The sequence below is a fragment of the Reyranella sp. genome, from assembly GCF_965229815.1.
GTDB lineage: Bacteria > Pseudomonadota > Alphaproteobacteria > Reyranellales > Reyranellaceae > Reyranella.
In genome coordinates this window covers 1583886-1605470 of sequence record NZ_CBDDJN010000002.1, presented here as the reverse complement: position 1 = coordinate 1605470, position 21585 = coordinate 1583886, and the positions used below count along the sequence as shown (strand labels likewise).

The 21585-nt window shown below is 69.1% G+C and carries 26 protein-coding genes and 1 tRNA gene; 14 read left to right on the top strand and 13 right to left on the bottom strand.

The genetic code is table 11. The features are described 5' to 3' along the window. Positions 1-53: 53 nt before the first annotated feature. Positions 54-527: a MarR family winged helix-turn-helix transcriptional regulator gene (locus ACO073_RS08160; RefSeq protein WP_421996669.1), complete on the bottom strand. Its 474-nt coding sequence runs from the start codon at positions 525-527 to the stop codon at positions 54-56. Positions 528-790: 263 nt separating this feature from the next. On the opposite strand from ACO073_RS08160, the gene ACO073_RS08155 reads away from it, so the two are divergent. Continuing rightward, positions 791-1990 (top strand): CaiB/BaiF CoA transferase family protein, encoded by a 1200-nt coding sequence (locus ACO073_RS08155; protein ID WP_421996667.1) that lies wholly within the window; start codon positions 791-793, stop codon positions 1988-1990. Here ACO073_RS08155 and ACO073_RS08150 read toward each other — a convergent pair. The 6 genes from ACO073_RS08150 to aroA all read right to left on the bottom strand — a co-directional run bounded on the left by ACO073_RS08150 (position 1977) and on the right by aroA (position 7826). Then, the gene (locus tag ACO073_RS08150) at positions 1977-2969 is read right to left on the bottom strand and encodes an ornithine cyclodeaminase family protein (protein ID WP_421996666.1); all 993 of its coding nucleotides are present in this window, start codon (positions 2967-2969) and stop codon (positions 1977-1979) included. The genes ACO073_RS08155 and ACO073_RS08150 overlap by 14 nt on opposite strands. Beyond that, complete coding sequence (locus ACO073_RS08145; protein ID WP_421996665.1) at positions 2966-3364, bottom strand: lipopolysaccharide assembly protein LapA domain-containing protein; 399 nt, start codon at positions 3362-3364, stop codon at positions 2966-2968. Before ACO073_RS08145 ends, ACO073_RS08150 begins: the two co-directional genes overlap by 4 nt. Positions 3365-3439: 75 nt before the next feature. Next, on the bottom strand, positions 3440-3778 hold the full coding sequence (gene ihfB / locus ACO073_RS08140) for an integration host factor subunit beta (protein WP_421996664.1): 339 nt from the start codon (positions 3776-3778) through the stop codon (positions 3440-3442). 185 nt (positions 3779-3963) lie between these two features. Further along, positions 3964-5694, bottom strand: coding sequence for a 30S ribosomal protein S1 (gene rpsA, locus ACO073_RS08135; RefSeq protein ID WP_421996662.1), 1731 nt, complete (start codon positions 5692-5694; stop codon positions 3964-3966). Between the two features lie 150 nt (positions 5695-5844). Continuing rightward, positions 5845-6474 carry a (d)CMP kinase gene (locus tag ACO073_RS08130; RefSeq protein ID WP_421996660.1) on the bottom strand — a complete coding sequence of 210 codons (630 nt, stop codon included), beginning with the start codon at positions 6472-6474 and terminating at the stop codon, positions 5845-5847. Next, on the bottom strand, positions 6474-7826 hold the full coding sequence (aroA, locus tag ACO073_RS08125) for a 3-phosphoshikimate 1-carboxyvinyltransferase (RefSeq protein WP_421997411.1): 1353 nt from the start codon (positions 7824-7826) through the stop codon (positions 6474-6476). The genes ACO073_RS08130 and aroA overlap by 1 nt, the downstream gene beginning before the upstream one ends. Positions 7827-8019: 193 nt before the next feature. On the opposite strand from aroA, the gene ACO073_RS08120 reads away from it, so the two are divergent. From ACO073_RS08120 to ACO073_RS08105, 4 genes are all read left to right on the top strand, one after another. After that, on the top strand, positions 8020-8388 hold the full coding sequence (locus ACO073_RS08120; protein ID WP_421996659.1) for a TIGR02300 family protein: 369 nt from the start codon (positions 8020-8022) through the stop codon (positions 8386-8388). Between the two features lie 75 nt (positions 8389-8463). Then, positions 8464-8539, top strand: a tRNA-Ala gene (locus tag ACO073_RS08115). A 68-nt stretch (positions 8540-8607) separates the two neighbouring features. Then, complete coding sequence (locus ACO073_RS08110) at positions 8608-9333, top strand: hypothetical protein (RefSeq protein WP_421996658.1); 726 nt, start codon at positions 8608-8610, stop codon at positions 9331-9333. Next, a complete protein-coding gene (locus ACO073_RS08105) occupies positions 9330-9749 on the top strand; it encodes a hypothetical protein (RefSeq protein ID WP_421996657.1) in 420 nt (139 codons plus the stop codon). Before ACO073_RS08110 ends, ACO073_RS08105 begins: the two co-directional genes overlap by 4 nt. Here ACO073_RS08105 and ACO073_RS08100 read toward each other — a convergent pair. Further along, complete coding sequence (locus ACO073_RS08100; protein WP_421996655.1) at positions 9746-10072, bottom strand: hypothetical protein; 327 nt, start codon at positions 10070-10072, stop codon at positions 9746-9748. The two genes, ACO073_RS08105 and ACO073_RS08100, sit on opposite strands and share 4 nt — an antisense overlap. Positions 10073-10436: 364 nt before the next feature. Between ACO073_RS08100 and ACO073_RS08095 the strand changes: the two genes are divergently transcribed. Then, positions 10437-10763: a hypothetical protein gene (locus tag ACO073_RS08095; protein ID WP_421997426.1), complete on the top strand. Its 327-nt coding sequence runs from the start codon at positions 10437-10439 to the stop codon at positions 10761-10763. A gap of 92 nt (positions 10764-10855) precedes the next feature. Here the strand turns inward: ACO073_RS08095 and ACO073_RS08090 are convergent, their stop codons facing one another. After that, on the bottom strand, positions 10856-11341 hold the full coding sequence (locus tag ACO073_RS08090) for a PepSY domain-containing protein (protein WP_421996654.1): 486 nt from the start codon (positions 11339-11341) through the stop codon (positions 10856-10858). 137 nt (positions 11342-11478) lie between these two features. Between ACO073_RS08090 and ACO073_RS08085 the strand changes: the two genes are divergently transcribed. From ACO073_RS08085 to ACO073_RS08065, 5 genes are all read left to right on the top strand, one after another. Beyond that, positions 11479-11655 (top strand): hypothetical protein, encoded by a 177-nt coding sequence (locus ACO073_RS08085; protein ID WP_421996653.1) that lies wholly within the window; start codon positions 11479-11481, stop codon positions 11653-11655. A 342-nt stretch (positions 11656-11997) separates the two neighbouring features. Then, a complete protein-coding gene (locus tag ACO073_RS08080) occupies positions 11998-12402 on the top strand; it encodes a DoxX family protein (RefSeq protein WP_421996651.1) in 405 nt (134 codons plus the stop codon). A 68-nt stretch (positions 12403-12470) separates the two neighbouring features. Beyond that, complete coding sequence (locus ACO073_RS08075; protein WP_421996650.1) at positions 12471-12809, top strand: Lin0512 family protein; 339 nt, start codon at positions 12471-12473, stop codon at positions 12807-12809. Positions 12810-12819: 10 nt separating this feature from the next. Then, positions 12820-13164, top strand: coding sequence for a Lin0512 family protein (locus ACO073_RS08070; protein WP_421996649.1), 345 nt, complete (start codon positions 12820-12822; stop codon positions 13162-13164). Positions 13165-13166: 2 nt separating this feature from the next. Beyond that, positions 13167-14330 (top strand): cobalamin-independent methionine synthase II family protein, encoded by a 1164-nt coding sequence (locus ACO073_RS08065; protein ID WP_421996648.1) that lies wholly within the window; start codon positions 13167-13169, stop codon positions 14328-14330. Positions 14331-14524: 194 nt separating this feature from the next. Here the strand turns inward: ACO073_RS08065 and ACO073_RS08060 are convergent, their stop codons facing one another. The 4 genes from ACO073_RS08060 to ACO073_RS08045 form a co-directional block, all read right to left on the bottom strand. Beyond that, a complete protein-coding gene (locus ACO073_RS08060) occupies positions 14525-14749 on the bottom strand; it encodes a hypothetical protein (RefSeq protein ID WP_421996647.1) in 225 nt (74 codons plus the stop codon). A 55-nt stretch (positions 14750-14804) separates the two neighbouring features. Beyond that, positions 14805-15329 carry a UGSC family (seleno)protein gene (locus ACO073_RS08055; RefSeq protein WP_421996646.1) on the bottom strand — a complete coding sequence of 175 codons (525 nt, stop codon included), beginning with the start codon at positions 15327-15329 and terminating at the stop codon, positions 14805-14807. Positions 15330-15342: 13 nt separating this feature from the next. Further along, positions 15343-16398 carry a hypothetical protein gene (locus ACO073_RS08050; protein WP_421996645.1) on the bottom strand — a complete coding sequence of 352 codons (1056 nt, stop codon included), beginning with the start codon at positions 16396-16398 and terminating at the stop codon, positions 15343-15345. Positions 16399-16481: 83 nt separating this feature from the next. Beyond that, on the bottom strand, positions 16482-17390 hold the full coding sequence (locus ACO073_RS08045; RefSeq protein ID WP_421996644.1) for a LysR family transcriptional regulator: 909 nt from the start codon (positions 17388-17390) through the stop codon (positions 16482-16484). A gap of 276 nt (positions 17391-17666) precedes the next feature. Between ACO073_RS08045 and ACO073_RS08040 the strand changes: the two genes are divergently transcribed. Genes ACO073_RS08040 through fabI form a run of 3 tightly spaced genes read left to right on the top strand, consistent with a single transcriptional unit; the run spans position 17667 to position 21580 of the window. Next, positions 17667-19841, top strand: coding sequence for a DUF3141 domain-containing protein (locus ACO073_RS08040; protein ID WP_421996643.1), 2175 nt, complete (start codon positions 17667-17669; stop codon positions 19839-19841). Beyond that, a complete protein-coding gene (locus ACO073_RS08035) occupies positions 19834-20793 on the top strand; it encodes a phosphate acetyltransferase (RefSeq protein WP_421996642.1) in 960 nt (319 codons plus the stop codon). Before ACO073_RS08040 ends, ACO073_RS08035 begins: the two co-directional genes overlap by 8 nt. Positions 20794-20800: 7 nt before the next feature. Next, entirely contained in the window at positions 20801-21580 is a 780-nt protein-coding gene (gene fabI, locus ACO073_RS08030) for an enoyl-ACP reductase FabI (protein WP_421996641.1), read from the top strand. Positions 21581-21585: the final 5 nt, after the last annotated feature.

Here is a 21585-nt window from a genome sequence, read left to right as displayed (position 1 = left end):
ACAGGCATCGCGCGAGTCAACGAGGAGTCGTGCCGCCCGGCGGCGGCGGCGCGTCAGACGATCTTCGAGAGGAGCTCGAGGAGCTGGCGCTGTTCGGCGGCCGTGAGCGGCTTCAGCGTCTCGCGCGACACGGCGGGACCGTTGATCAGCAGCTTGTTCACCATCCGCTGGCCCTCGCTCGTCAGGCTGAGCAGCGTGCGGCGCGCATCGCCGGGATCGGGCCGCGAATCGACGAGCTGGCGATCCTTCAGCCGGCGCACGACGCCCTGCATGGTCGCCTTGTCCATGCCGACGAGGCGGCCGAGATGGTTCTGCGAGAGTTCGTTGTACTCGTGCAGCTTCACCATGCTCGAGTACTGCGTGGGCGTGATGTTCTGGTCGCCGATCGTGACCTGGAAGATGGCCGATGCCCTCTGATGGGCCCGTCGCAGCAGGTAGCCGACTTGATCCTCGATGCGGTACCGCCTCGCTGCCGGACTCGAGGCCGACCTTGTCTCCTGCTGTTTCCCCGCGACGTTGCTTCGCATCGCCCCCGTCCTTGCTTGATCCTCGCTACACCGGCCGCGCGCGATTCACAACGGATTCATAAACCGCAGCGCCGACCGTGAATGTGCGTGCCGTCCCTTGACTCGCTGATGGGCCCGTGCACGCGACAGTTGCCGGCCGGCCGACGCCGCGTCCGCGTCGGTGCGCGGCCATCGTTTCCTCTCGGTGTTTTGCGCCGCAGTGCCAGAGGCGGTGACGGCTCGTCAAGGCAATGGCAGTCTCGGGTCACGCAATGGGAAGGAACATGCCGGGCGCGCTCGAAGGAATCAGGATCGTCGACCTGACCAACATCATCCTCGGTCCCTACGGCACGATGCTGCTGGCCGACCAGGGTGCCGACGTCATCAAGGTCGAGGCGCCGGAGGGCGACGCGGTGCGCCACATCGGCCGGCCGGCGAAGACGCCCGGCATGGGTCCCACTTATCTCTACGTGAACCGCAACAAGCGCTCGCTCTGCCTCGACCTCAAGAGCCCGGCGGCGCGCGCGGCGCTGCTCAAGGTGGTTGCGGGCGCCGACGCCTTCGTGCACGCGCTCCGGCCGCAGGCCATCGAGGGATTGGGGCTGGGCTACGAGGCGATCCGCAAGATCAGGCCCGACATCGTCTATGTCGGCGCCTACGGCTATGCCGCCGACGGTCCCTACGGACGCCTGCCGGCCTACGACGATGCCATCCAGGCACGCTTCGGCATCGCCGACCTGATGGGCCAGGCGGCGGGGGACGACGTGCCGCGCTATCCGCCGACCATCCTGGCCGACAAGACGGTGGGCCTCACCTTTGCTTTCTCGACCCTGTCCGCCCTGATGCACCGCCAGCGCACCGGCGAGGGCCAGTTCGTCGAGGTGCCGATGTTCGAGACCATGGCCGCCTGGCTGATGGTCGAGCATCTGTGGGAACGGACGTTCAGCGACGAGGGCGCGGTCGGCTACACCCGCCTGCTGGCGCGTACCCGCAAGCCGTTCCGCACGCTCGACGGCTGGATGGCGATCCTGCCCTACAACGACAAGCACTGGCGCAACTTCTTCGAGATCGTCGGCCGCCCCGAGGTGCTGCAGGACCCGCGCTACTCGACCCTGAACGCGCGCTCGCTGCACATCAACGACATGTACAGCATGGTCGAGGCGCTGGCGCCCACCCGAACCACGGCCGAATGGGTGAGGCTCCTCGACGAGGCGCAGATCCCCAACGCGCCGGTGTCACGGCCGGCCGACCTGTTCGAGGATCCCCACCTCGTGTGGCGGCAGCTCTTCCGCAAGTACCCGCATCCCAGCGAGGGCGAGATCACCATGGTCGAGCCGCCGATGCGCATGAGCCGCACGCCGCCCGCGATCCGGCGCATGGCGCCCCGGCTCGGTGCCGATTCGCGCGGGGTGCTGGCCGAGGCGGGGCTGAGCGAGACGGAGATCGAGGCGCTGAAGAGCGCCGGTGCCCTCATCGAGCCGTGACGGCGAGCTCGGCGGCGGCCAGGTCCTCGAGGGCGGCGCCCACCGACTTGAAGAGGGTGATGGACGTGGCGTCGCCGGCTGCCCGTCCCGGCCGCTCGCCGCGGCAGAGCTCGAACAGGTCGGCGACGACGTCGCCCTCCCCGATCGCGCCGCTGGCCAGCGGCTGCACGATGTCGCCGCCCTCCTTCAGGGCCCCGGCGCGGGTATCGACGTAGATCCGGGCGCGCTGCACCGCCCGGTCGTCGCTCTCGCGCATCCGCGGCGTGAAGGCGCCGACGAGGTCGAGATGCTGGCCCTCGCGCAGCCAAGCGCCCTCGACCAGGGGCGTGCTCGACAGGGTGGCGCAGGACACGATGTCGGCCTCGGCCACGGCCTGCTGGCGGTCGGTGGCGGCGCGGACCGTGACGGGCCGCCCCAGCGCCGGCGGCAGGCTCGATGCCAGCGACTCGGCGAGCGCTTCGGCTGCCTCCGGCCGGCGTCCCCACACGACGATCTCCTCGATCGGCCGGACCCTGGCATGGACGCGGGCGAGCTGCGGGGCCAGCGCACCGGTGCCGATCACCAGCAGCCGGCGCGCGTCGGGCCGCGACAGGTAGCGCGAGGCCAGCCCCGAGGCGCAGGCGGTGCGCCGCTTGGTCAGCATGGTGCCGTCGAGCAGGGCGAGCGGCGCCCCGGTCGCTCCGTCGAGCAGCAGGTACTGGCCGTAGATCGAGGGCAGCGACCGCCGTCCGTTGTCGGGAAAGACGGTGACGACCTTGATGCCGACGCGGCCCGTCGCCGGCCCCGCGGAGGACCCGCGAGTCCAGGCCGGCATCAGCAGCAGCGTGGCATCGGCCGAGCCGGCGCCGTTGGGCGCGGCGATCGTGTGGTGGTGGCGCGTCGGCATCTCGCAGCCGGCGCGGAACAGCGCGTCGAGGCGATCGATCAGCGCCAGGTCGTCGAGGGCCGCGTCGACCTCCGCGGCCGGGAGAATCCTCACGAGAAGGGGCCGCGCCCCGAGGCCCGCGGGGCCGCCAGTTCCGGCGCCACCAGTTCGGCCTGCCGCTGGATGGCCTCGCGCGGCGCCGGGGCAACCGGGGCCGGCGCGGCCGCCGGGGTCGTGTCGCGCAGGCGCTGCACCTCGCGCGCCAGCCGGTTGGCCTCGCCGCGGGCCGCGCGCGCCCTCCGGCGATGGTGGCGGCCGGCCCACCAGCCCATGCCGAGCCCCGCCAGGACGCCCAGCAGCAGCATGCCGATCACCAGCAGGTAGAGCGGCATGACCACGAGATGGGGAAGCGGCCACAGGCTGAGCTGGACCGGCTGGTTGTTGCTCACCGCGATCAGCACGCCGATCAGCAGGAACAGCACGAACAGGACACGAACGAGGATCTTCATGACGCCCCTACCTTGGCATATCGCGGGCGTTCGAGGCGAGGGTTCAGGGTGGCGCCTGTCACCCGTGTCGCGGGACTAATCCTTGTCCGCTTGGTCGGCCGGCTCCGGCGGCGCGAGGCCGGCCGCCTTGACCGCCTCCTTGTTCAGGCGGTCGCGCAGGTCCTTGCCGGTCTTGAAATAGGGCACCCGCTTGGACGCCACCGCCACCTGCTCGCCGGTGCGCGGATTGCGGCCGGTGCGCGGCTCGCGCTTCTTCACGGAGAAGGCGCCGAAGCCGCGCAACTCGACGCGATGACCGCTGGCCAGCGCCTTGGAGATCTCGTCGAAGACCGTGGCCACGATCCGTTCGACATCCCTTTGATAGAGATGGGGATTCTTGGCCGCCAGGCGAGCAATCAGCTCCGACTTGGTCATTGCCGTGACAATATCGGAAAAGGCACCCTCCTTCAAGCCTAAGCCCTTGAATCAAAACGGAAAGGCGGCGTGCCGGCATCCCAGAGGCGATTCGTGCACGAAAAACGCAATCGGTCTGCCGGCCGGGCACGAAAAAGGCCGGCCCCTCGAGGGGCCGGCCTTAGCAGGTCGTCCGGAGGGACGGCTTACTGGTTTTCCTCTTCCTTCTTCTGGGCCCGGCTCAGCGCCGCGCCCAGGATGTCGCCCAGGCTGGCGCCCGAGTCGGAGGAGCCGAAATCGGCCATCGCCTTCTTCTCCTCGTCGAGCTCGCGGGCCTTGACCGACAGCACCACCCGGCGCGAGGCGCGGTCGATGTTGGTGATCTTGGCGTCGAGCTTGTCGCCGATGGCGTAGCGGTCCGGGCGCTGCTCCGAGCGGTCGCGGGAGAGCTCGGACTTGCGGATGAAGCCCGGGATGCCGTCCTGCACCGTGACGTCGATGCCGTTGTCCTGGATGCCGGCCACGATGACGGTGACCACGTCGCCCTTCTTGGCGACGTTGCCGACGTTCTCGAAGGGATCGTTCTCGAGCTGCTTGATGCCGAGCGAGATGCGCTCCTTGTCGATGTCGACGTCGAGGACCTTGACCTTGACCGGGTCGCCCTTCTTGTAGTCGCGGATGGCCTCGTCGCCGGCCTTGTCCCACGACAGGTCGGACAGGTGGACCATGCCGTCGATGTCGCCGGGCAGGCCGACGAACAGGCCGAACTCGGTGATGTTGCGGACCTCGCCGTCGAGCTCGGTGCCGGCCGGATACTGGTCGGCGAAGCTCTCCCACGGGTTGGCCATGCACTGCTTCAGGCCGAGCGAGATGCGGCGCTTGGACATGTCGACGTCCAGCACCATCACCTCGACCTCCTGGGAGGTCGACACGATCTTGCCGGGGTGGACGTTCTTCTTGGTCCAGCTCATCTCCGAGACGTGCACCAGGCCCTCGACCCCCGGCTCCAGCTCCACGAAGGCGCCGTAGTCGGTGATGTTGGTGACGCGGCCCTTGAGCTTCAGGCCGACCGGGTACTTGGCGCCGGCGCCGTCCCACGGATCGCTCATCAGCTGCTTCATGCCGAGCGAGATGCGCTGGGTCTCCGGGTTGAAGCGGATGACCTGCACCTTGACGGACTGGCCGATGGTCAGCGCCTCGGACGGATGGTTGATGCGCTTCCAGGCGATGTCGGTGACGTGCAGCAGGCCGTCGACGCCGCCCAGGTCCACGAACGCGCCGTAGTCGGTGATGTTCTTGACGACGCCGTCCAGCACCTGGCCCTCGGACAGGTTGCCCATCAGGCGGGTCCGGTCCTCGGCGCGGGTCTCCTCCATGACGGCGCGGCGCGACACGACGATGTTGCCGCGGCGACGGTCCATCTTGAGGATGGCGAACTGCTGGGCCTGGCCCATCAGCGGGCCGACGTCGCGCACCGGGCGCACGTCGACCTGGCTGCCCGGCAGGAAGGCCACGGCGCCCGACAGGTCGACCGTGAAGCCGCCCTTCACGCGGCCGAAGATCGTGCCGTTGACGCGTTCGCCGTCGGTGAAGGCCTTCTCGAGAACGGTCCAGGCCTCCTCGCGCCGCGCCTTGTCGCGCGACAGCACGGCCTCGCCGTCCTTGTTCTCCATGCGGTCGACGAAGATGTCGACCGTGTCGCCCTCGCGGATCTCGGCGGGGGTGCCGCCGTTGGAGAACTCGCGGAGGGGAACGCGGCCCTCGGACTTCAGCCCGACATCGACCACGACGAAATCATTGGCAATGCGAATGACGCGGCCCTTGACGACCGTGCCTTCGAAGCTCGAGGAACCGCCCAGCGATTCGTCGAGTAGTGCGGCGAACTCCGCGCTGGCGGCGTCGTTCGTCTGTTTGCGCAGGGCGCTGCCCTTGGCCATTCAATACCTCTTCCTTCCTCGATCCCGGGCGAAACGCTGCCGCCCGTCGGCCAACCGGTTAAGTCCGGCGGATCCAATGCCTTTGAAACCGCGTCCGGCCGTGCCGTCCGCAGTCGCCGCTGTCGGAGTCTGCGACCGCCCGGCGGCGACTTAAGGTCCGGGTGATCGAAAGCCCTTGCGCTGAATGAAGGCCAGAGCGTCGGCGAAAGCCGCGTCGGCATCCATGTCGCTGGTATCGAGAAGGTAAGCATCGGGCGCGGCTTTCAGGGGTGCAGCCGCCCGTTCGCTGTCGCGACGGTCCCGCTCCGCCAACTCGGCAAGAACGCGCGGTCTTATAGTGTCGGCTCCCTGCTGGCGCAACTCCCGGTACCGTCGGTCGGCGCGGGCCGAGAGGCTCGCGGTCACGAACAGCTTCACCGGCGCCTCGGGGCAGATGACCGTCCCGATGTCGCGCCCGTCGAGCACGGCACCGGACGCCTGATGTGAGAATTCCCGTTGGAATTTCAAGAGGTTGGCCCGGACCTCGGCGAGCGCCGCGACCCGCGAGGCGGCCTGGCCGGCATCGTCGCCGCGCAGCGCCGGATCGGCCAGGTCGGCGGCGGTCAGACCGGCGGCGATGGCTGCCGGGTCCCCGCCGGTCCGCTCGGCCATCCGGCCGACGGCCCGGTAGAGCAGGCCCGTGTCGAGATGGGGCAGGCCGAAATGGCCGGCCAGGCGGCGCGCCAGCGTGCCCTTGCCCGAGGCGGCCGGGCCGTCGATGGCGATCAGCAGGGGCGCCATCACGCCGCCTCCGGGCCGATCGAGGCCCCGAGCGTGTTCATCAGGCTGGCGAAGCCGGGGAAGCTGGTGTCGATCGGCGAGGCATCGTCGACGGCGACCGGATCGCGCGCCCCCAGCCCCAGCACCAGGAAGGCCATGGCGATGCGATGGTCGAGATGCGTCTCGACCAGCCCGCCGCCGGGCGGCGGGCCGCCGGCACCATGGACGATCAGCCAGTCGGCGCCCGTCTCGTGAGCCACGCCGTTGGCCCGCAGCCCGGCCGAAACGCCGGCCAGCCGGTCGCTCTCCTTGGCGCGCAGCTCGCCCAGCCCCAGCAGGCGCGTCGGGCCGCGGGCGCAGGCCGCCGCCGCGGCGAGGATGGGATACTCGTCGATCATGCGGGGCGCCCGGTCGGCCGGCACCTCGACGCCCTCCAGCCGGCCGCCGCGCACGCGGATGTCGGCGACCGGCTCGCCGCTCCGCTCGCCCGCATTCTCGAAGGCAATGTCGGCGCCCATCTCGCGCAAGGTCTCGAACAGGCCCGTGCGCAGGGGATTGATGCCGACGCCCTCGACCGTGACGTCGCTTCCCGGGCGGATCGCCGCCGCCACGACCGCGAAGGCGGCCGACGACGGGTCGCCCGGCACCGTGACGTCGCGGCCCGTGAGCTCGGGCCAGCCGACCACGGTGATGCGCTTGCCGCCGGGCTCGGCCGACGCCTCGCGGACCTCGGCGCCGAAGTGGCGCAGCAGCCGCTCGGTATGGTCGCGGGTCGCCTCCGGCTCGATCACCGTGGTCTCGCCGGCGGTGTTGAGGCCGGCCAGCAGGATGGCGCTCTTCACCTGTGCCGAGGCCACCGGCAGCCGGTACTCGACCGGCACCATCTCGTCGGTGCCGATCACCGCCAGCGGCAGGCGCCCGCCGGCGCGGCTCTCGAAGCGCGCGCCCATGAGCGACAGCGGCTCGATGACCCGCTGCATGGGCCGGCGGCGCAGCGAGGTGTCGCCGGTCAGGAAGCTGGTGAAGGGATGGCTGGCCAGGATGCCCGACAGAAGCCGCGCCGAGGTCCCGGAATTGCCGAGCTCCAGCACGTCGGCGGGCTCGCGCGCGCCGCCGACGCCGAAGCCGCGTATCCGCCACAGGCCGGCCGCGGGCTCGCGCGTCACGGTGGCGCCGAGCTGGCGCAGCGCCGCCGCCGTCGCCAGCACGTCCTCCGCCTCCAGCAGGCCGCGCACCGTGGTCTCGCCCAGCGCGAGCGCACCGAACATCAGGGCGCGATGGGACACGGACTTGTCGCCGGGGGCGCGCACGCGGCCCGCGAGACGGTCGACCGGACGGGCGATCAGCTTGGCCGAGTGGGCTCTCGAGGACAGGGTCACCCTCCGGGAATTGCGGCGGGAATGCGACGGGCGCCCCCACACGTCCTGCGAACCGGTGTCGGGCCGCGAGGAACGGTGCTCCTACCATGCCGGAATTTGGTTTTGACAGGGTGAAAGACGCGTGACATACGCCCCCCTCGCGGCCGATTCCGGCCCCCTTCCTTCGGAATTCCCGGGAGTTTGAGCGTTGGTCAAGGCGAGCTGGGGTACTAAGCGCACCTGCCAGAGCTGCAGCGCGCGCTTCTACGACCTGAACAAGGGCCCGATCAAGTGCCCGAAATGCGGCCGCGAGCACGATCGCGAGGACTTCGTGAAGGTGCGCCGCGGGCGTGGCGCCGCGGCCGCCGCGGCGACGGCCGCCGCTTCCGCCGCGGCAGCCGCGGCTGCCGCCAAGGCTGCCAAGAAGAAGGCGGACGAGGCGGCGCTGGTCGGTGACGAGCTGCCCGATGTCGAAGGCGACGAGGCGATAGAGGACACCGACGATCTCGGCGACGAGACCGAGGACATCGAGGTCGAGGTCGACGTCGAGGACGACAAGGGAGAGAACGACCGCTAGGCGACGGGCCCTGCTGCTGGCTGTTGCCAGTCGCAGGAGCAGCAATTATACCTCCCGCCGCCCAGGCAGAATTTCGGGGCCATAGCTCAGCTGGGAGAGCGCTACAATGGCATTGTAGAGGTCGGCGGTTCGATCCCGCCTGGCTCCACCAAGATCAAGGGCCCAGCCGGCAACGGCTGGGCCCTTTGGTTTTTCCAGAGAAGCAAACCGAGATCCAGCGTGAGCGTTCTGGTTCCGATGTCCGGACCGATGCGCTATATGATTCCTATGCAGGAGCAGCTGGTTGGCATTGGAATCTATACGGCGGCCGAAGCCGGCCGCCTGCTCCGCATACCGGCGAAGAAAATCGCACGCTGGGTACGGGGCCATAGAGTCGGTGCCCATTTTTATGCGCCGCTGTGGAACGCTCAAATCCATCTGTCGGATGGGCAGATATTCCTCGGCTTTCGCGATCTGCTTGAGGCACGCATCGCCAACCGGTTCATCCAAGAGGGGCTATCGCCGCAGCGAGTTCGGGCCGGTATTGCCCTCGCGAGTGAGATCATTGGCACAGACCGGCCGCTTTCCAGTTACCGGTTTCGTACTGATGGTCGCGAAATCTTCTTCAAGATCCTGTCAACGGATGACGAGGGACAACCCCGCGAGCAATTGCTGAACCTGTTTCGGCGTCAGTTCGAGTTCAAGCAAGTTATCGATCCTCTGCTAAGGGATGTCGATTTCGAGGACGGCGAGCCGTCGATGTGGTGGCCTCTTGGGAAGCAGCAGCACGTCGTCGTCGATCCCGCTCGCTCATTTGGACAACCAATTGATGCCGACACGAGCGTGCCAACTCGCAGCTTGGCCGCTGCGGCGGCCATAGATGGCGAGCAAGAGGCCGCGCTTGCATTTGACGTTTCAGTTGCGGCTGTGAAGCGGGCTGTCCGCTTCGAAGCCGCGATGGCGTGAAAGTCTTCTTCGACAACAACACGGCGCCAGCAGTGGCGTCTACTCTCGACGGATTCATTCGGCACTCTGGTCATCAGGCCCTTCACATCAAGGACGTGCCCGGCCTCCCGAACGGACGACACACCGCAGACGTCGATTGGCTGAACCATCTGAAGAATGACACTGACGCATGGTGCTTCATCACTGGTGACGCGCGACTTCACAAGAATCCAGCGGAACGCCAAGCGCTTCGGTCGGCTGGCCTGCATGGCTTTGTCCTAGCGCCGGCGTACCAAAAAACTCCATTGCATCAGATCGCGGCCTCCATCCTGTGGAAGTGGCCCGAGATGCTCGAACTCATGAATCTGCTTACCCCTCCGTCCCTTCACGTGCTCCCTATAGGAAAGAGTACGAAGCTGTCGTCATTACCTCTCTAGCAGGCTGTTGAAGAAGTGGTCCATCGGCGTGCGGTGAAGGAGACTTCATCGCCGCCGTCGAAGCAGATCTCGCCGATGAGGGTACCGTCGGACTGCAGCTCGGCCCATCCATTGCCGCAGGCCTCGTCCATTTCATCGTTGCCGCCCCAGTCGAACTCGACGCCGTCGTGGTCGTCTCCGCCGGCGAAGGCACCGGTCACACAGCCGAAGGCGAACTCGCCGCGAGTGGGCTCGAACAGGATGTAGGCCGGCCTCATCATGCCGGGATAGTCCTCCGTATAGTCCGGCATCTCCACGATGCGCCACTTGCCCAGGACGCTCATGCTGGGGCCGCCAGGAGCTTGGTCGTGAAGCCCGAAAAGACCCACGCCGGAACGTCCACTCCGACGGCATTCGCTCTCTCCCGGATCATCCGCAGCGGATGATCCCCAAGAATCCGCGCTGGGAGATTCATCATGCCTCCACCGACTCGCGATCGACTTCATCAACATTCTGCCAGATGGTCCGCGCGCCTTCGAGGTCGCGGTCGGTACCACGCAAGCGCTCGTTTTTAGCAGCCGCGCCCTTCAACTCGCGCGTCGACCATCGGACCGATCTACAGTCCACGCAACGAAGTTGCACGAGCAGACGTTGGTGTGCCTGCCCCGCGCGGATTGCGCGGCGGCGCAACGAAGTCCGGAGGACGTCATGGCTGTGAGGAAGAAGGCGGCGAAGAAGAAGGTCGCCGGCAAGAAGGTCGCCAAGAAGAAGACCGCCGCGAAGAGCGCGACGAAGAAGCCCGCCGCGAAGGGCGCGAAGAAGAAGGCTGCGAAGAAGAAGGTCGCCCGCCGCAAGACGGCGGCGAAGCGCGAGTTGATCGATACCGGCACCGACAAGCGCTACGTGCGCCGCACGCGCAAGGGCCGCTTCAAGGAAAGCGACGATGTCGGCCGCTCGCTGGCGCAGGATCGCCGCCGCCATTCCAGGCGCGCCGTGAAGTCGGGCCAGGGCGATCGCGGCGACCGTCGTCGCTGACGCCCGGGCTCCTGCGCGACGAGGCGGAGCCGTCGACGGTTCCGCCTCGTCGCCGCGGCGCTGCTGGGCCGCCGCGCTACCGGGCCGCCGCGCTACTGGGCGACCACGTTGCCCTTGTAGTCGACGGCAATGTCGGTGGCCTTGCCGTCCTTCATGCCGTTGCCGCGCCACACGCCGTCGCCGTCCTTCTTGAGGGAGGCGATGCTGCTGTAGCCCGCCGCCTTCGCGCGGTCCTTCGCCTGTTCCTCGGTGAAGCTGTTGGCGCCCTTGAGCGGGGCACCGTCGTCCGGCGCCTTGGCCATAAAGACGTCGTTGCGGCAGGCGCGCATGAACTCCTCCCGGCCGATGCGGCCCTGGACGGGCTCGACCTGCGCGCGGACCCGGTAGTAGGCAAGGTAGCGTTCGGCCTCGGGCCCGACGAGCTCGCCGTCGCCATTGCCGTCGGCGCTCTTCCACTCCGCCGCGCAGTGCTCGTCCGAGCTGGCCCATGCGGTCGACGACAGGCCGACGCACATTGCTGCCGCCACCGGCGCCACGAGCAGGGAAGCGAACGCGGCGCGTGCAGGTTTCTTCGTCATTTGCGGTCTCCGTGCATGCCCTTGAATGGTCCCCTTTCAAACGACACGCGGCGGCAACCCGTTGCGCGAGGGGGCCGTTCCTCAGGTGGTGGCGGCCAATGCCGGCCGTCGCCTCGTACAGTCCAAGGAGGGCAGTGATGAACGACCCCAAGGAACGCAATCCGCAGTCCCAGCAGGAGCGGGAGCAGCAGCAGCGCGAGCAACAGCAGCGTGAGCAGCAGCAGCGGCAGAACCGGCCGAACCAGCCGGGTCAGCAGCAGCCGGGCCAGGCGCCCGGCCAGTCCCAGAACCCGTCCCAGAACAGGGATCGCTAAGAGGTCCTCACGCCGAAGCGAGGGGGGTGCACGCCGCGGGCGTGCGCCCCCTCTTCGCGCGTGGCCACCGCACCTCTTCTGAATTCTGAGCGATGGAGACTATGATGGCCAAGCCGCCGACCGAACCGATGCCCGTGCCGCCGCCGCCGGGAAAGACCGATCCGATTCCGCCCGAGATGCCCCAGCCCGGCCGCCCGGTCCCCGAGGACGTGCCACCGCCGCCGGTCCACCCTCCGGGTCCGCCGACGCCTGTCGCATAAGGAAGCCTGTCGCATAAGCGTGACTTGCAACCTCCCCGACGGATGGTCACGGTGCGCCCGCGTATCCGGGGAGAGTTTAGTTATGAGCGTTGATTCCGTGGCGTCGAGTTGGTCGCCGCGTCTTCTGAGCATCCTGCGTTTCATGTCGGGCCTGCTGCTGCTGCAGCACGGCACCGCCAAGCTCCTGAAGTTTCCGGCGGGAGCGGTCCCGGCCAACTTCACGATCGCCTCGATGCCAGGCTATGCCGGCATCATCGAGTTCGTCTGCGGCATCCTCCTCGTGATCGGCCTGTTCAGCCGCCCGGCAGCGTTCCTCGCCTCAGGCATGACGGCGGTCGCCTACTTCATGGCGCATGCGCCGCAGGGCTTCTTCCCCATCCTGAACCGGGGCGAACTCGCGGTGCTCTATTGCTTCGTGTTCCTCTACATTGCCGCTGCCGGCCCCGGCCCGTGGAGCCTCGACGCGGCGTTTCGCAAGGGCCGCTGACGCCGCGGCGCGCGGGCGCTTCCGTGCTACAACCGCTCCCCTGAGCGACGGAAGAGGGGAGACGGTGCATGGCGTTGAAGAGAGTGGCCCTCGAGATCGGCATGGGCACGGACATCCGCGGCGGCGACTACACCAAGGCCGCGGTGCGCGCCCTGCGCGACGCGCTGTGGCACAACTCGCTCACCGTCGCGACGGCGCTCGGCAAGTCGAGCGACGACATGCGGGTCGAGGTGCTGATCGGCGTGCCGCAGCCGTCCCAGGTCGACAAGGAGCAGGTGCTGGCCGTCCTGCCGCACGGCACGGGCACCGTGACGGTGCACGAGGGCGGGCTGGAGATCGCCAACGAGGCCGGTACCGACAAGACCATCATCGCCCAGGCCGCCGCCGTCGTGCGGCTGGACCTGTAGGGAGGAAGCGATGCCCGCCAAGAGAGTGATTCTCGAGCTCGGCACCGGCAACGACCTGCACGGCGGCGACTACACCAAGGCCGCGTTGCGGGCGGTGCAGGACGCGCTGCACCACAGCTCGCTCGCCATGATCCGCAGCCTCAAGGTCGATCCGAAGACCGGCATGTTCGTCGACGTGACGATCGGCGTGCAGCAGCCCGACAAGGTCGACCTCGAGAAGGTCCGCGCCTCGTTGCCGCACGGGATCGTGACGGTGAAGGCGGTCAAGGGCGGGCTCGACGTGCCCGATCCGGAGAACAACGACCCGGCGGTGATCGCCAGCGCGGCGGTCGCCGTGCGCCTCGAGCTGCCCTGACCATGCACCGCAGCGAAGACCGCATCCTCACCACGCATGTCGGCAGCCTGCCGCGCAACGAGGTCCTGAGCGACCTGCTGATCCGCCAGGAGTTGGGCGAGCCGGTGGACGAGGCCGAGCTGGCGCGCCAGAGCGAGGCGGCCGTGCGCCATGTGGTGCGCGCCCAGTCGGACTGCGGCGTCGACATCGTGAACGACGGCGAGCAGCCGCGCGTCGGCTTCCAGACCTACGTAGCGCAGCGCATGACCGGCTTCGGCGGCGAATCGGCGCGCCCGCGGCCGCGCGACTATGTCGACTTCCCCTCGCTGCTGGCCCAGCATCGGCAGCGTTTCCCGCGGCGCAGCAAGGTGTCGAACGCGCCGCAGGCGATCGCGGCGGTGTCGTACGACGACCTGTCGGCGGCCGAGGAGGAATGCCGCATGTTCGGCGCCGCACTCGCTTCCCTCGACACGCCGCCCGCCGATGCCTTCATGACCGCGGCCTCGCCCGGCATCGTCGCCACGACGATGCTGAACGCGCACTACGACAGCCACGAAGCCTATGTCTTCGCGCTGGCCCGCGAGATGCGGAAGGAATACCAGCGCATCGCCCGGGACTATGTCCTGCAGATCGACGCGCCCGACCTCGCGATGGAGCGCAGCGTCCTGTTCCACGACAAGTCGGTGGCCGAGTTCATCGCCATCGCCGAGATGCATGTCGCGGCGCTGAACGAAGCGCTGGCCGGCATCCCGCGCGAGCGCGTGCGGCTGCACTGCTGCTGGGGCAACTACGACGGGCCGCACATCCATGACGTGCCGCTGGCCGAGGTGCTGCCGGTGCTCACCCAGGCCAGGGTCGGCGCGCTCAGCGTCGAGTTCGCCAACCCGCGCCACCAGCACGAATATGCCGCGCTGAAGCGGATCGGCCTGCCGCCGGAGTTCCTGCTGCTGCCCGGTGTGATCGATTCGACGACCAACTACGTCGAGCATCCCGAGGTGATCGCCAACCGCATCTGCGAGGCGGTCGACGCGGTCGGCGACCGCAGCCGCGTCATCGCCTCGAGCGACTGCGGCTTCGGCACCTTCGCGGGCTCCGAGCTGGTCGCAGAGGACGTGGTCTGGGCGAAGCTGCGCAGCTGCCGCGACGGGGCCGCCATCGCGACCCGCCGCCTGTGGGGCCGCGACTGAGCCGGTCACGCCCCGCTACCCATCAGTTCCGGCCGGCCGGATTCTCCTCGGTCGTGCCCGGCGTCAGTTTTGGATGGGTGCGCAGGGGCTCCTCCCTGATGAGGAGCCCGAGGACATCACGCACGCGATGACGCCGCCCTTGCACGGACGGCCGCACCGCGCCGACTGTCAACTCGATGTCACCTGCGGGAGGGTCATCCCCTCGCCTGCCGGCCGACGAAGACCATGCCGGCCCCGGCCAGCACGGCGATCACGCCGGCGATGGTCGGGATGGGGATGGTGCGCTCCTGGTCGGCGGTCACCCGGATCGGGCCGGCGTCGACGAGGGTCCGCTTCTCGGTGAACGAGATATTGTCGATCGCCAGACCGACGATGCCGATGGCGATCAGGGTGACGCCGAACACGACGAGCGGTCTCATGCAGGACTCCTCTGGGTGCCGGGATCAACGCCTCCCGGGCCCTCGGGTTCCCGCCTCAACCGTCGACCAGCAGCGCCCTTCCCTGCTCGATCGCCCGGCGCGCCATGGCCTCGAGCTCGGCGTCGGAGGCGCTGCTCACCGGGTGGCCGATGGTGGCGAAGGCATAGCCGGGCATTCCCAGCACGCGGCTCATCATCTCGGCGGCGCTCACGAACCGCTCGGTCATCACGCTGAAGGCCGGGATCCCGAGGCGCTCAGCGGTTACGGAGTCGTGCAGACTGCACGACGAGCAGCTGCCTCAATCTCCGATGCCGGAGATCATCGCGTCCCAGCTGCGGATCTCGGCGGCGATGGGCGCATCGGCGGGCGCGCTGTAGTTCGACTTGGTGCGCATCACGACCTGCGCCACCCCGTGCTCCTCGCGCAGCAGGCGGTCGAGATGGGCGAAGAAGCCCTTGGTGCCTTCCTTGCCGTTGGAGATGAAGCCGACGGTCTTGCCCTCCAGCGTGTCGAGGCGCGGGGCGCGACGGCCGGCCGGCGGGGCCTTCTCCGGCGTCGGATCGAGGACGGTGAAGCTCATGGTCTTTCCTCCGCTACTTCCTGGGCGGCTCGCAATCGACGCAGGCGCCGATGGCAACGGTGACGGCGTGGCTCTTGTGGCCGAGCCAGGGTGGGATGACGGCGCCGAAGCCGCCGGCCGGACCGCCGGCCGCCACGACCAGGAGCTGGTCGGCCGAGTCCATGGCGGGATAGACGCTGTCGCCGCGGTCGCGCACCACGGCGCCCTTGCCGACCTCGGCCCATTCGCGGCGATGGATGCGGGCGCGCTCGTGGATGAAGGCGGCGATGTCGGCCTTGGTCCAGCCGGCCGCCTGCAGGTGCTCGCGCAGCTGCTTGGGGATGATCAGCGCATAGTTCCCGGCGTAAATCGAATAGTGCCGCAGGTTGGCGCGCATCTCGGCCGCGAAGGTCTCGAGGATCTCCTCCGGCCGGGTCGTCCATTCGTTCATGATCTGGCGCGGCGCGCCCGCCGCCATGACCGTCACCGCCGAGGCCTCCCGGGGGATGCCGCGGGTCTCGGCCAGCGACTGCCAGCTCGTGTCCTCCTCGTCCTCGGCGATGCAGTAGCTGAACTTGCCGGGATGGCCGAGCGTCGACCGGTCGATGGCGCCCGGCCGCACGTCCATGAGGTTGATCAGGCAGAGCCGGATGGCGCGGCCGATGACGGCGGTGGCGCGGTCGCTGTTGCCGAGCGCATTGAAGCCACCGCTGGCGCCGAGCTCGAGCCGGATCGGTCCGTTCAGCACCACCAGCACGGCACAGCCGCCGGTCGAGGCGGTGGCGCCGTGCATCAGGAAATCGTCCTGCATCATGGCCGTCCAGGCGGCGACCACGACGGGGAAATGCATCGGCAGGCAGCCCGCCATGACGGCGTTGACCGCAAGCTTCTCGGCCGTGATGGACAGGCCGCGCACCGGCTCGATGCCGATGAGCTGGTCGGGCGGCATCATCGCCCAGTCGAGGCAGGCCTGCACGGCGTCGGCGGTCGGCGGCACGATCGGCAGCCCGTCGGTCCAGCCGTTGCTGTGATAGAGCTCCTGGACATCGCCGATGCTGGCGGCGTCGTAGGTCCGCGAAGAAAGCTGCACGTCATTCCTCCGGCGCCGAGCATAGCGCGCGGCGGCGCCATGCCAACGTCAACTTGATAGGCGGGATTGTTGCGGGCGGCGCATCAATCGCGGCGCGGCCATTCCCGCCGCAGCAGGGCGAGAATTCCCGACGCCGCCGGCGTCGGCTCGCGTTCGCGCAGCACGATCACGCCGATCCGGCAGCTCAGCCGCGGCGCGAGCGGCACCGCCCGCAACCCGCGGCCGGTCGCGCCGCGGACCGCGCCCCGGGGCACGATCCCGACGCCGACCTCCGCCGCCACCAGTCCGAGCAGGGTCGCGATCTGCGTCACCACCACCATCTGGCGCAATGGCACGCCGGCCATCGCGGCCGCGGCGTCGATGGTGCGCCGGGTCCGCGAATCGGTCGGCAGCGCCACGATCGGCTGGTCCGCGAGGTCGGACAGGCCGAGCTTGCGCCGGCCGGCGAGCCTGTGGCGCCGGGCCATCACGACGCAGAACGTCTCGCGCCCGAGCGACGTCCCGACGGCGAAATCGGGAAGCTCGTCGACGTAGCCGATCCCGAAATCGGCGACGCCGCTGCGCACGTCCTCCAGCACCGAGCCATGAACGCTCTCGCGCACATGGATCTCGACACCCGGCCGGGCAGCGCGATAGGCCGCGATGACACGCGGCAGGGCGGCGCCGGCGACCGACATGACGCTCGACAGCACGACCAGTCCGCGGCGTTCCTGCGCCACCTCGCGCACGCTCTTCACCGTGATCCCGAGGTCGTTCAGCATGCGCTCGGCGACGGCGGCGAACTCCCGGCCGGCGGCCGTCACCTGCACGCGCCGTGTCGTCCTGTCGAACAGGCGGACGCCGAGATCGTGTTCCAGGCGCTTGATGGCGCGCGTCAGGGCGGGCTGGGAGACGCGCAGCCGCGCGGCGGCGGCAACGAAGCTGCCATACTCGACCAGCGCCAGCACGGCCTCGAGCTGGCGCGCGCTGAAATCCGGAAGGGCGGCGTGCATCATGATGGCGTAACCAAGGGGACCGAGACTCCTGTGCGTCCCTTGCCGGAACCGTCGAGGATATCGACCATGTCCCGCCTGTCCATCGGTTCCCCGAGCCCTCTTCGACCGGGCAGGCGGACGGGCAAAGCCATCGCACCGCGTTCCGGGCGCCTTTCGTCGCAGCCGAACCGCCTGCCCTATTGAGCAGGATCAAGGCTCGAACATGAGAGCGGCGACTATCAGGGTCGGACGCGGTGCAGCCAGCGCCGGCGCAGCCTGCAGGAGGGCCAGAGGATGACCGCCACGCCCAATGTCAATGTGCTGCAGGAATACTGGGTCGATGCCTGGCAGCGGGCCATCCTGACGCTCGACGTGCTCCGCCAGCGCGGCAACATCCACGACGAGCAGAACCAGAAGAGCGCACCGAACGTGCTGAACTTCCGGTTCGAACCGATCGTCGACGGCCGTACGCTGCCACGGCCGGTGAACTACGCGCTGGTCCGCATCGTTCCTCCCGAGGGCACGGTGATCGATCCCGCCAAGCCGCCCTTCGTGGTCGTCGACCCGCGGGCCGGGCACGGACCCGGGATCGGCGGCATGAAGCACGACAGCGAGATCGGGGTCGCGCTGGCGGCCGGACACCCCTGCTACTTCGTGGGCTTCCTGCCCCAGCCCGTCGCCGGACAGACGGTCGAGGACGTTTGCGCAGCCGAGGCCGCCTTCCTCGAGGAGGTCACCCGGCGCCATCCCGAGGCGGAGGGGAAGCCGGTGGTCGTGGCCAACTGCCAGGCCGGCTGGCAGATCATGATGATGGCGGCCATCCGCCCGGACCTCTGCGGTCCGATCCTGCTGGCCGGCTCGCCGCTGTCCTACTGGGCCGGCGTGCGCGGCCGCAATCCGATGCGCTATCTCGGCGGCACGCTGGGCGGCACCTGGCTCACGGCGCTCGCCGGCGACCTCGGCAACGGCATCTTCGACGGCGCCAACCTGGTCGCCAACTTCGAATCCCTGAACCCGGCCAACACCTACTGGGAGAAGCCCTACAACCTCTATTCCAGGGTCGACACCGAGGGGCCGCGCTTCCTCGAATTCGAGACCTGGTGGGGAAACCCGGTCCTGCTGAACGCCGGCGAGATGCAGTGGATCGCCGACAATCTCTTCGTCGGCAACAAGCTCACCTCCGGCGAGCTCAGCACTTCGGCCGGCGTGCGCGTCGACCTGCGCAACATCCGGTCGCCGATCATCGTGCTGTGCTCGTGGGGCGACAACATCACGCCGCCGCAGCAGGCGCTCGGCTGGGTCACCGATCTCTACGCAAGCGACGAGGAGATCGTCGCCAACGGGCAGACGATCGTCTACACGCTGCACCAGTCGATCGGCCATCTCGGCATCTTCGTCTCGGGCAAGGTGGCGACCAGGGAACACGCCGAGTTCGCCTCCTGCATGGAGATGATCGACCTGCTGCCGCCCGGCCTCTACGAAGCGGTCATCACGGAGGTCGACGGGACCACCGCGAACGCCGATCTGATCCACGGCAAGTACCTCTTCCGCCTCGAGGCCCGCTCGCTCGCGGACATCAGGGCGCTGGGCGCCAACAGCGACGAGGACAATCTGCGCTTCGCCACCGTGGCCCGCGTCTCCGAGATCGGCCACGGGCTCTATCGCACGATCGCGCAACCGGCCGTGCAGGCGGTGGTTTCGGCGCCGACGGCCGACGCGCTGCGCGAGCTGCATCCCAACCGCGTGCGCTTCGCGGCCTTCTCCGACCGCAATCCCGCGATGGCCGCGATCAAGCCGCTCGCCGACGCGGTGCGCGCCGACCGCAAGCCGGTGTCCGCCGACAATCCGTTCCATGTCCTCGAGCAGATCGGCTCGACCTGGATTTCCACGTGCTGGGAGAGCTGGCGCCTCGCGCGCGACGCCATGACGGAGGCGGCCTTCCTCGCGACCTACGGCTCGCCCGTCGTGCAGGCGATGGCCGGGCTGGGCACGGCCTCGGCACCGGCGCAACGCCGCATCGCCCGCGACCTCGCGCGCGAGGCGGCGAGCGCCCACTACCGCGCCGACCTCGAGAAGCGCTTCGAGGTGGGCGGCATGCCGGAGGCCCTGGTGCGCGCCATCATGTACGTGCGGCTGCCCGAGCGCTCGGTCGACGAACGCGGCTTCCGCACGCTGCAGGCCATTCGTCGGCTGCAGCCCGCCAACCGCCGCCGCACGCTCGGCGAGATCAAGGCGATGCTGCGCGACCAGTACCTGCTGCTGCGGCTCGACGAGGAGCGTGCGGTGCGCGCCATCCCCCACCTGCTGCCCGACGACGCGCAGGCCAGGAGCGACGCCCTGGCTGCCGTGAAGGAGGTCGTGGCGGCCAGCGGCGATCTGCTGGACGAAGCACGGCGGCGGCTGCAGCGTGTCGAGGACCTGTTCACCGCGCCGCAGCGCCACTCCGCGAGAGAAGCGAACCATGCCTGACACGGAACCCGGCGGCCGCCGGCACGAGAAGTACCACCGGCTGATCGCCACGGCGGCGCGGCATCCGCCGATGGCGACGGCGATCGTCCATCCCTGCGACGAGGTCTCGCTGGAAAGCGCCGTCGAGGCCGCCCGGATCGGCCTGCTCCGGCCGATCCTGGTCGGGCCGCCGGCGCGTATCCGCGACACCGCGGCACGCTGCTCGATCGACATCGGCGGTCTCGAACTGGTCGCCTCCCAGCACAGCCACGATTCGGCGGCCAAGGCCGTCGAGCTGGTCCAGGAGGGCCGGGTCGAGGCGCTGATGAAGGGCAGCCTGCATACCGACGAGCTGATGGGCGCCGTGGTGGCGCGAACCACCGGCATCCGCACCGCGCGCCGCATCAGCCATTGCTTCGTGATGGACGTGCCGAGCCATCCCCACCCGTTGATCATCACCGATGCCGCGGTCAACATCGTCCCCACCCTCGAGGAAAAGGTGGACATCGTGCAGAACGCGATCGACCTCGCCCACGCGCTGGGCACGGAGCCGGTGCGTGTCGCCATCCTGAGCGCGATGGAGACCGTCAATCCGCGCGTGCCCTCGACGATCGAGGCGGCGGCCCTGTGCAAGATGGCGGATCGGGGTCAGATCACCGGAGCGGAGCTCGACGGGCCGCTGGCGCTCGACAATGCCATCAGCGAGGAGGCGGCGGCGATCAAGCACATCGTCTCGCCGGTCGCCGGGCGCGCCAACGTGCTGGTCGTGCCCGACCTCGAGGCCGGGAACATGCTGGCCAAGAGCCTGTCCTTCCTGGCCAATGCCGACGCGGCAGGCATCGTGCTGGGCGCCCGCGTGCCCGTGATCCTGACGAGCCGCGCCGACTCGCTGCTCACGCGGCTGGCCTCGTGCGCGGTGGCCGTGCTCGTCGCGGCAGCCCGCCGTGCCAATTCCGCCGCCGCCATTGCCTGAGACCATCATGGAAGACGCCATCCGGCCGGTCCTGACCGGCCACAGAGCCCTGGTCGTGGGCATCGCGAACGACCAGTCGATCGCCTACGGCTGCGCCCGCGCGTTCCGCAATGCCGGCGCCGAGCTGGCCGTGACCTGGCTGAACGACAAGGCCCGGCCCCATGTCGAGCCGCTGGCGCGGGCGCTGGAGGCACCGATCGCCCTGCCGCTGGACGTCGCCGTGCCCGGCCAGCTCGAAGACGTGTTCGCCGAGATCGAGAAGCGCTGGGGCGGGCTCGACATCCTGGTGCACTCGATCGCCTTCGCGCCCGGAGAGGACCTGCGCGGCGGCCTGCTCGACTGCTCGGCCGAGGGCTTCGCCAAGGCGATGGACGTTTCCTGCCACTCCTTCATCCGCATGGCCCGGCTGGCCGCGCCGCTGATGACGAGGGGTGGCACGATGTTCGCCATGAGCTATTACGGCGCGAACCGCGTGGTGCCGAACTACAATGTCATGGGTCCGGTCAAGGCCGCGCTCGAAGCCGCCTGCCGCTACCTCGCCTACGAGCTCGGCCCCCGGCGCATCCGCGTGCACGCCATCTCGCCGGGACCGCTCAAGACGCGCGCCGCCTCGGGACTGAAGGACTTCGAGCTGCTGCTGAACCAGGCCGCCCGGAAGGCGCCGCTGGGCGAGCTGGTCGACATCATGGATGTCGGCTACGCCTGCGCCTACCTCGCCACCCCGTTCGCACATCGCGTCACCGGCGGCACCGTCTATGTCGACGGCGGCGCCAACATCGTCGCGTGACCGGC

What these genes read in the sequence shown, in the direction of transcription:
- ACO073_RS08095 (WP_421997426.1), top strand. Translation starts at nt 10,437, where the DNA reads ATGGCTGTGAGGAAGAAGGCGGCGAAGAAGAAGGTCGCCGGCAAGAAG.
- ACO073_RS08160 (WP_421996669.1), bottom strand. Translation starts at nt 527, where the DNA reads ATGCGAAGCAACGTCGCGGGGAAACAGCAGGAGACAAGGTCGGCCTCG.
- ACO073_RS08060 (WP_421996647.1), bottom strand. Translation starts at nt 14,749, where the DNA reads ATGAGACCGCTCGTCGTGTTCGGCGTCACCCTGATCGCCATCGGCATC.
- ACO073_RS08065 (WP_421996648.1), top strand. Translation starts at nt 13,167, where the DNA reads ATGCACCGCAGCGAAGACCGCATCCTCACCACGCATGTCGGCAGCCTG.
- ACO073_RS08045 (WP_421996644.1), bottom strand. Translation starts at nt 17,390, where the DNA reads ATGCACGCCGCCCTTCCGGATTTCAGCGCGCGCCAGCTCGAGGCCGTG.
- ACO073_RS08100 (WP_421996655.1), bottom strand. Translation starts at nt 10,072, where the DNA reads ATGAGCGTCCTGGGCAAGTGGCGCATCGTGGAGATGCCGGACTATACG.
- ACO073_RS08040 (WP_421996643.1), top strand. Translation starts at nt 17,667, where the DNA reads ATGACCGCCACGCCCAATGTCAATGTGCTGCAGGAATACTGGGTCGAT.
- ACO073_RS08035 (WP_421996642.1), top strand. Translation starts at nt 19,834, where the DNA reads ATGCCTGACACGGAACCCGGCGGCCGCCGGCACGAGAAGTACCACCGG.
- fabI (WP_421996641.1), top strand. Translation starts at nt 20,801, where the DNA reads ATGGAAGACGCCATCCGGCCGGTCCTGACCGGCCACAGAGCCCTGGTC.
- ACO073_RS08070 (WP_421996649.1), top strand. Translation starts at nt 12,820, where the DNA reads ATGCCCGCCAAGAGAGTGATTCTCGAGCTCGGCACCGGCAACGACCTG.
- ihfB (WP_421996664.1), bottom strand. Translation starts at nt 3,778, where the DNA reads ATGACCAAGTCGGAGCTGATTGCTCGCCTGGCGGCCAAGAATCCCCAT.
- ACO073_RS08130 (WP_421996660.1), bottom strand. Translation starts at nt 6,474, where the DNA reads ATGGCGCCCCTGCTGATCGCCATCGACGGCCCGGCCGCCTCGGGCAAG.
- ACO073_RS08080 (WP_421996651.1), top strand. Translation starts at nt 11,998, where the DNA reads ATGAGCGTTGATTCCGTGGCGTCGAGTTGGTCGCCGCGTCTTCTGAGC.
- ACO073_RS08155 (WP_421996667.1), top strand. Translation starts at nt 791, where the DNA reads ATGCCGGGCGCGCTCGAAGGAATCAGGATCGTCGACCTGACCAACATC.
- ACO073_RS08075 (WP_421996650.1), top strand. Translation starts at nt 12,471, where the DNA reads ATGGCGTTGAAGAGAGTGGCCCTCGAGATCGGCATGGGCACGGACATC.
- ACO073_RS08090 (WP_421996654.1), bottom strand. Translation starts at nt 11,341, where the DNA reads ATGACGAAGAAACCTGCACGCGCCGCGTTCGCTTCCCTGCTCGTGGCG.
- ACO073_RS08145 (WP_421996665.1), bottom strand. Translation starts at nt 3,364, where the DNA reads ATGAAGATCCTCGTTCGTGTCCTGTTCGTGCTGTTCCTGCTGATCGGC.
- ACO073_RS08085 (WP_421996653.1), top strand. Translation starts at nt 11,479, where the DNA reads ATGAACGACCCCAAGGAACGCAATCCGCAGTCCCAGCAGGAGCGGGAG.
- rpsA (WP_421996662.1), bottom strand. Translation starts at nt 5,694, where the DNA reads ATGGCCAAGGGCAGCGCCCTGCGCAAACAGACGAACGACGCCGCCAGC.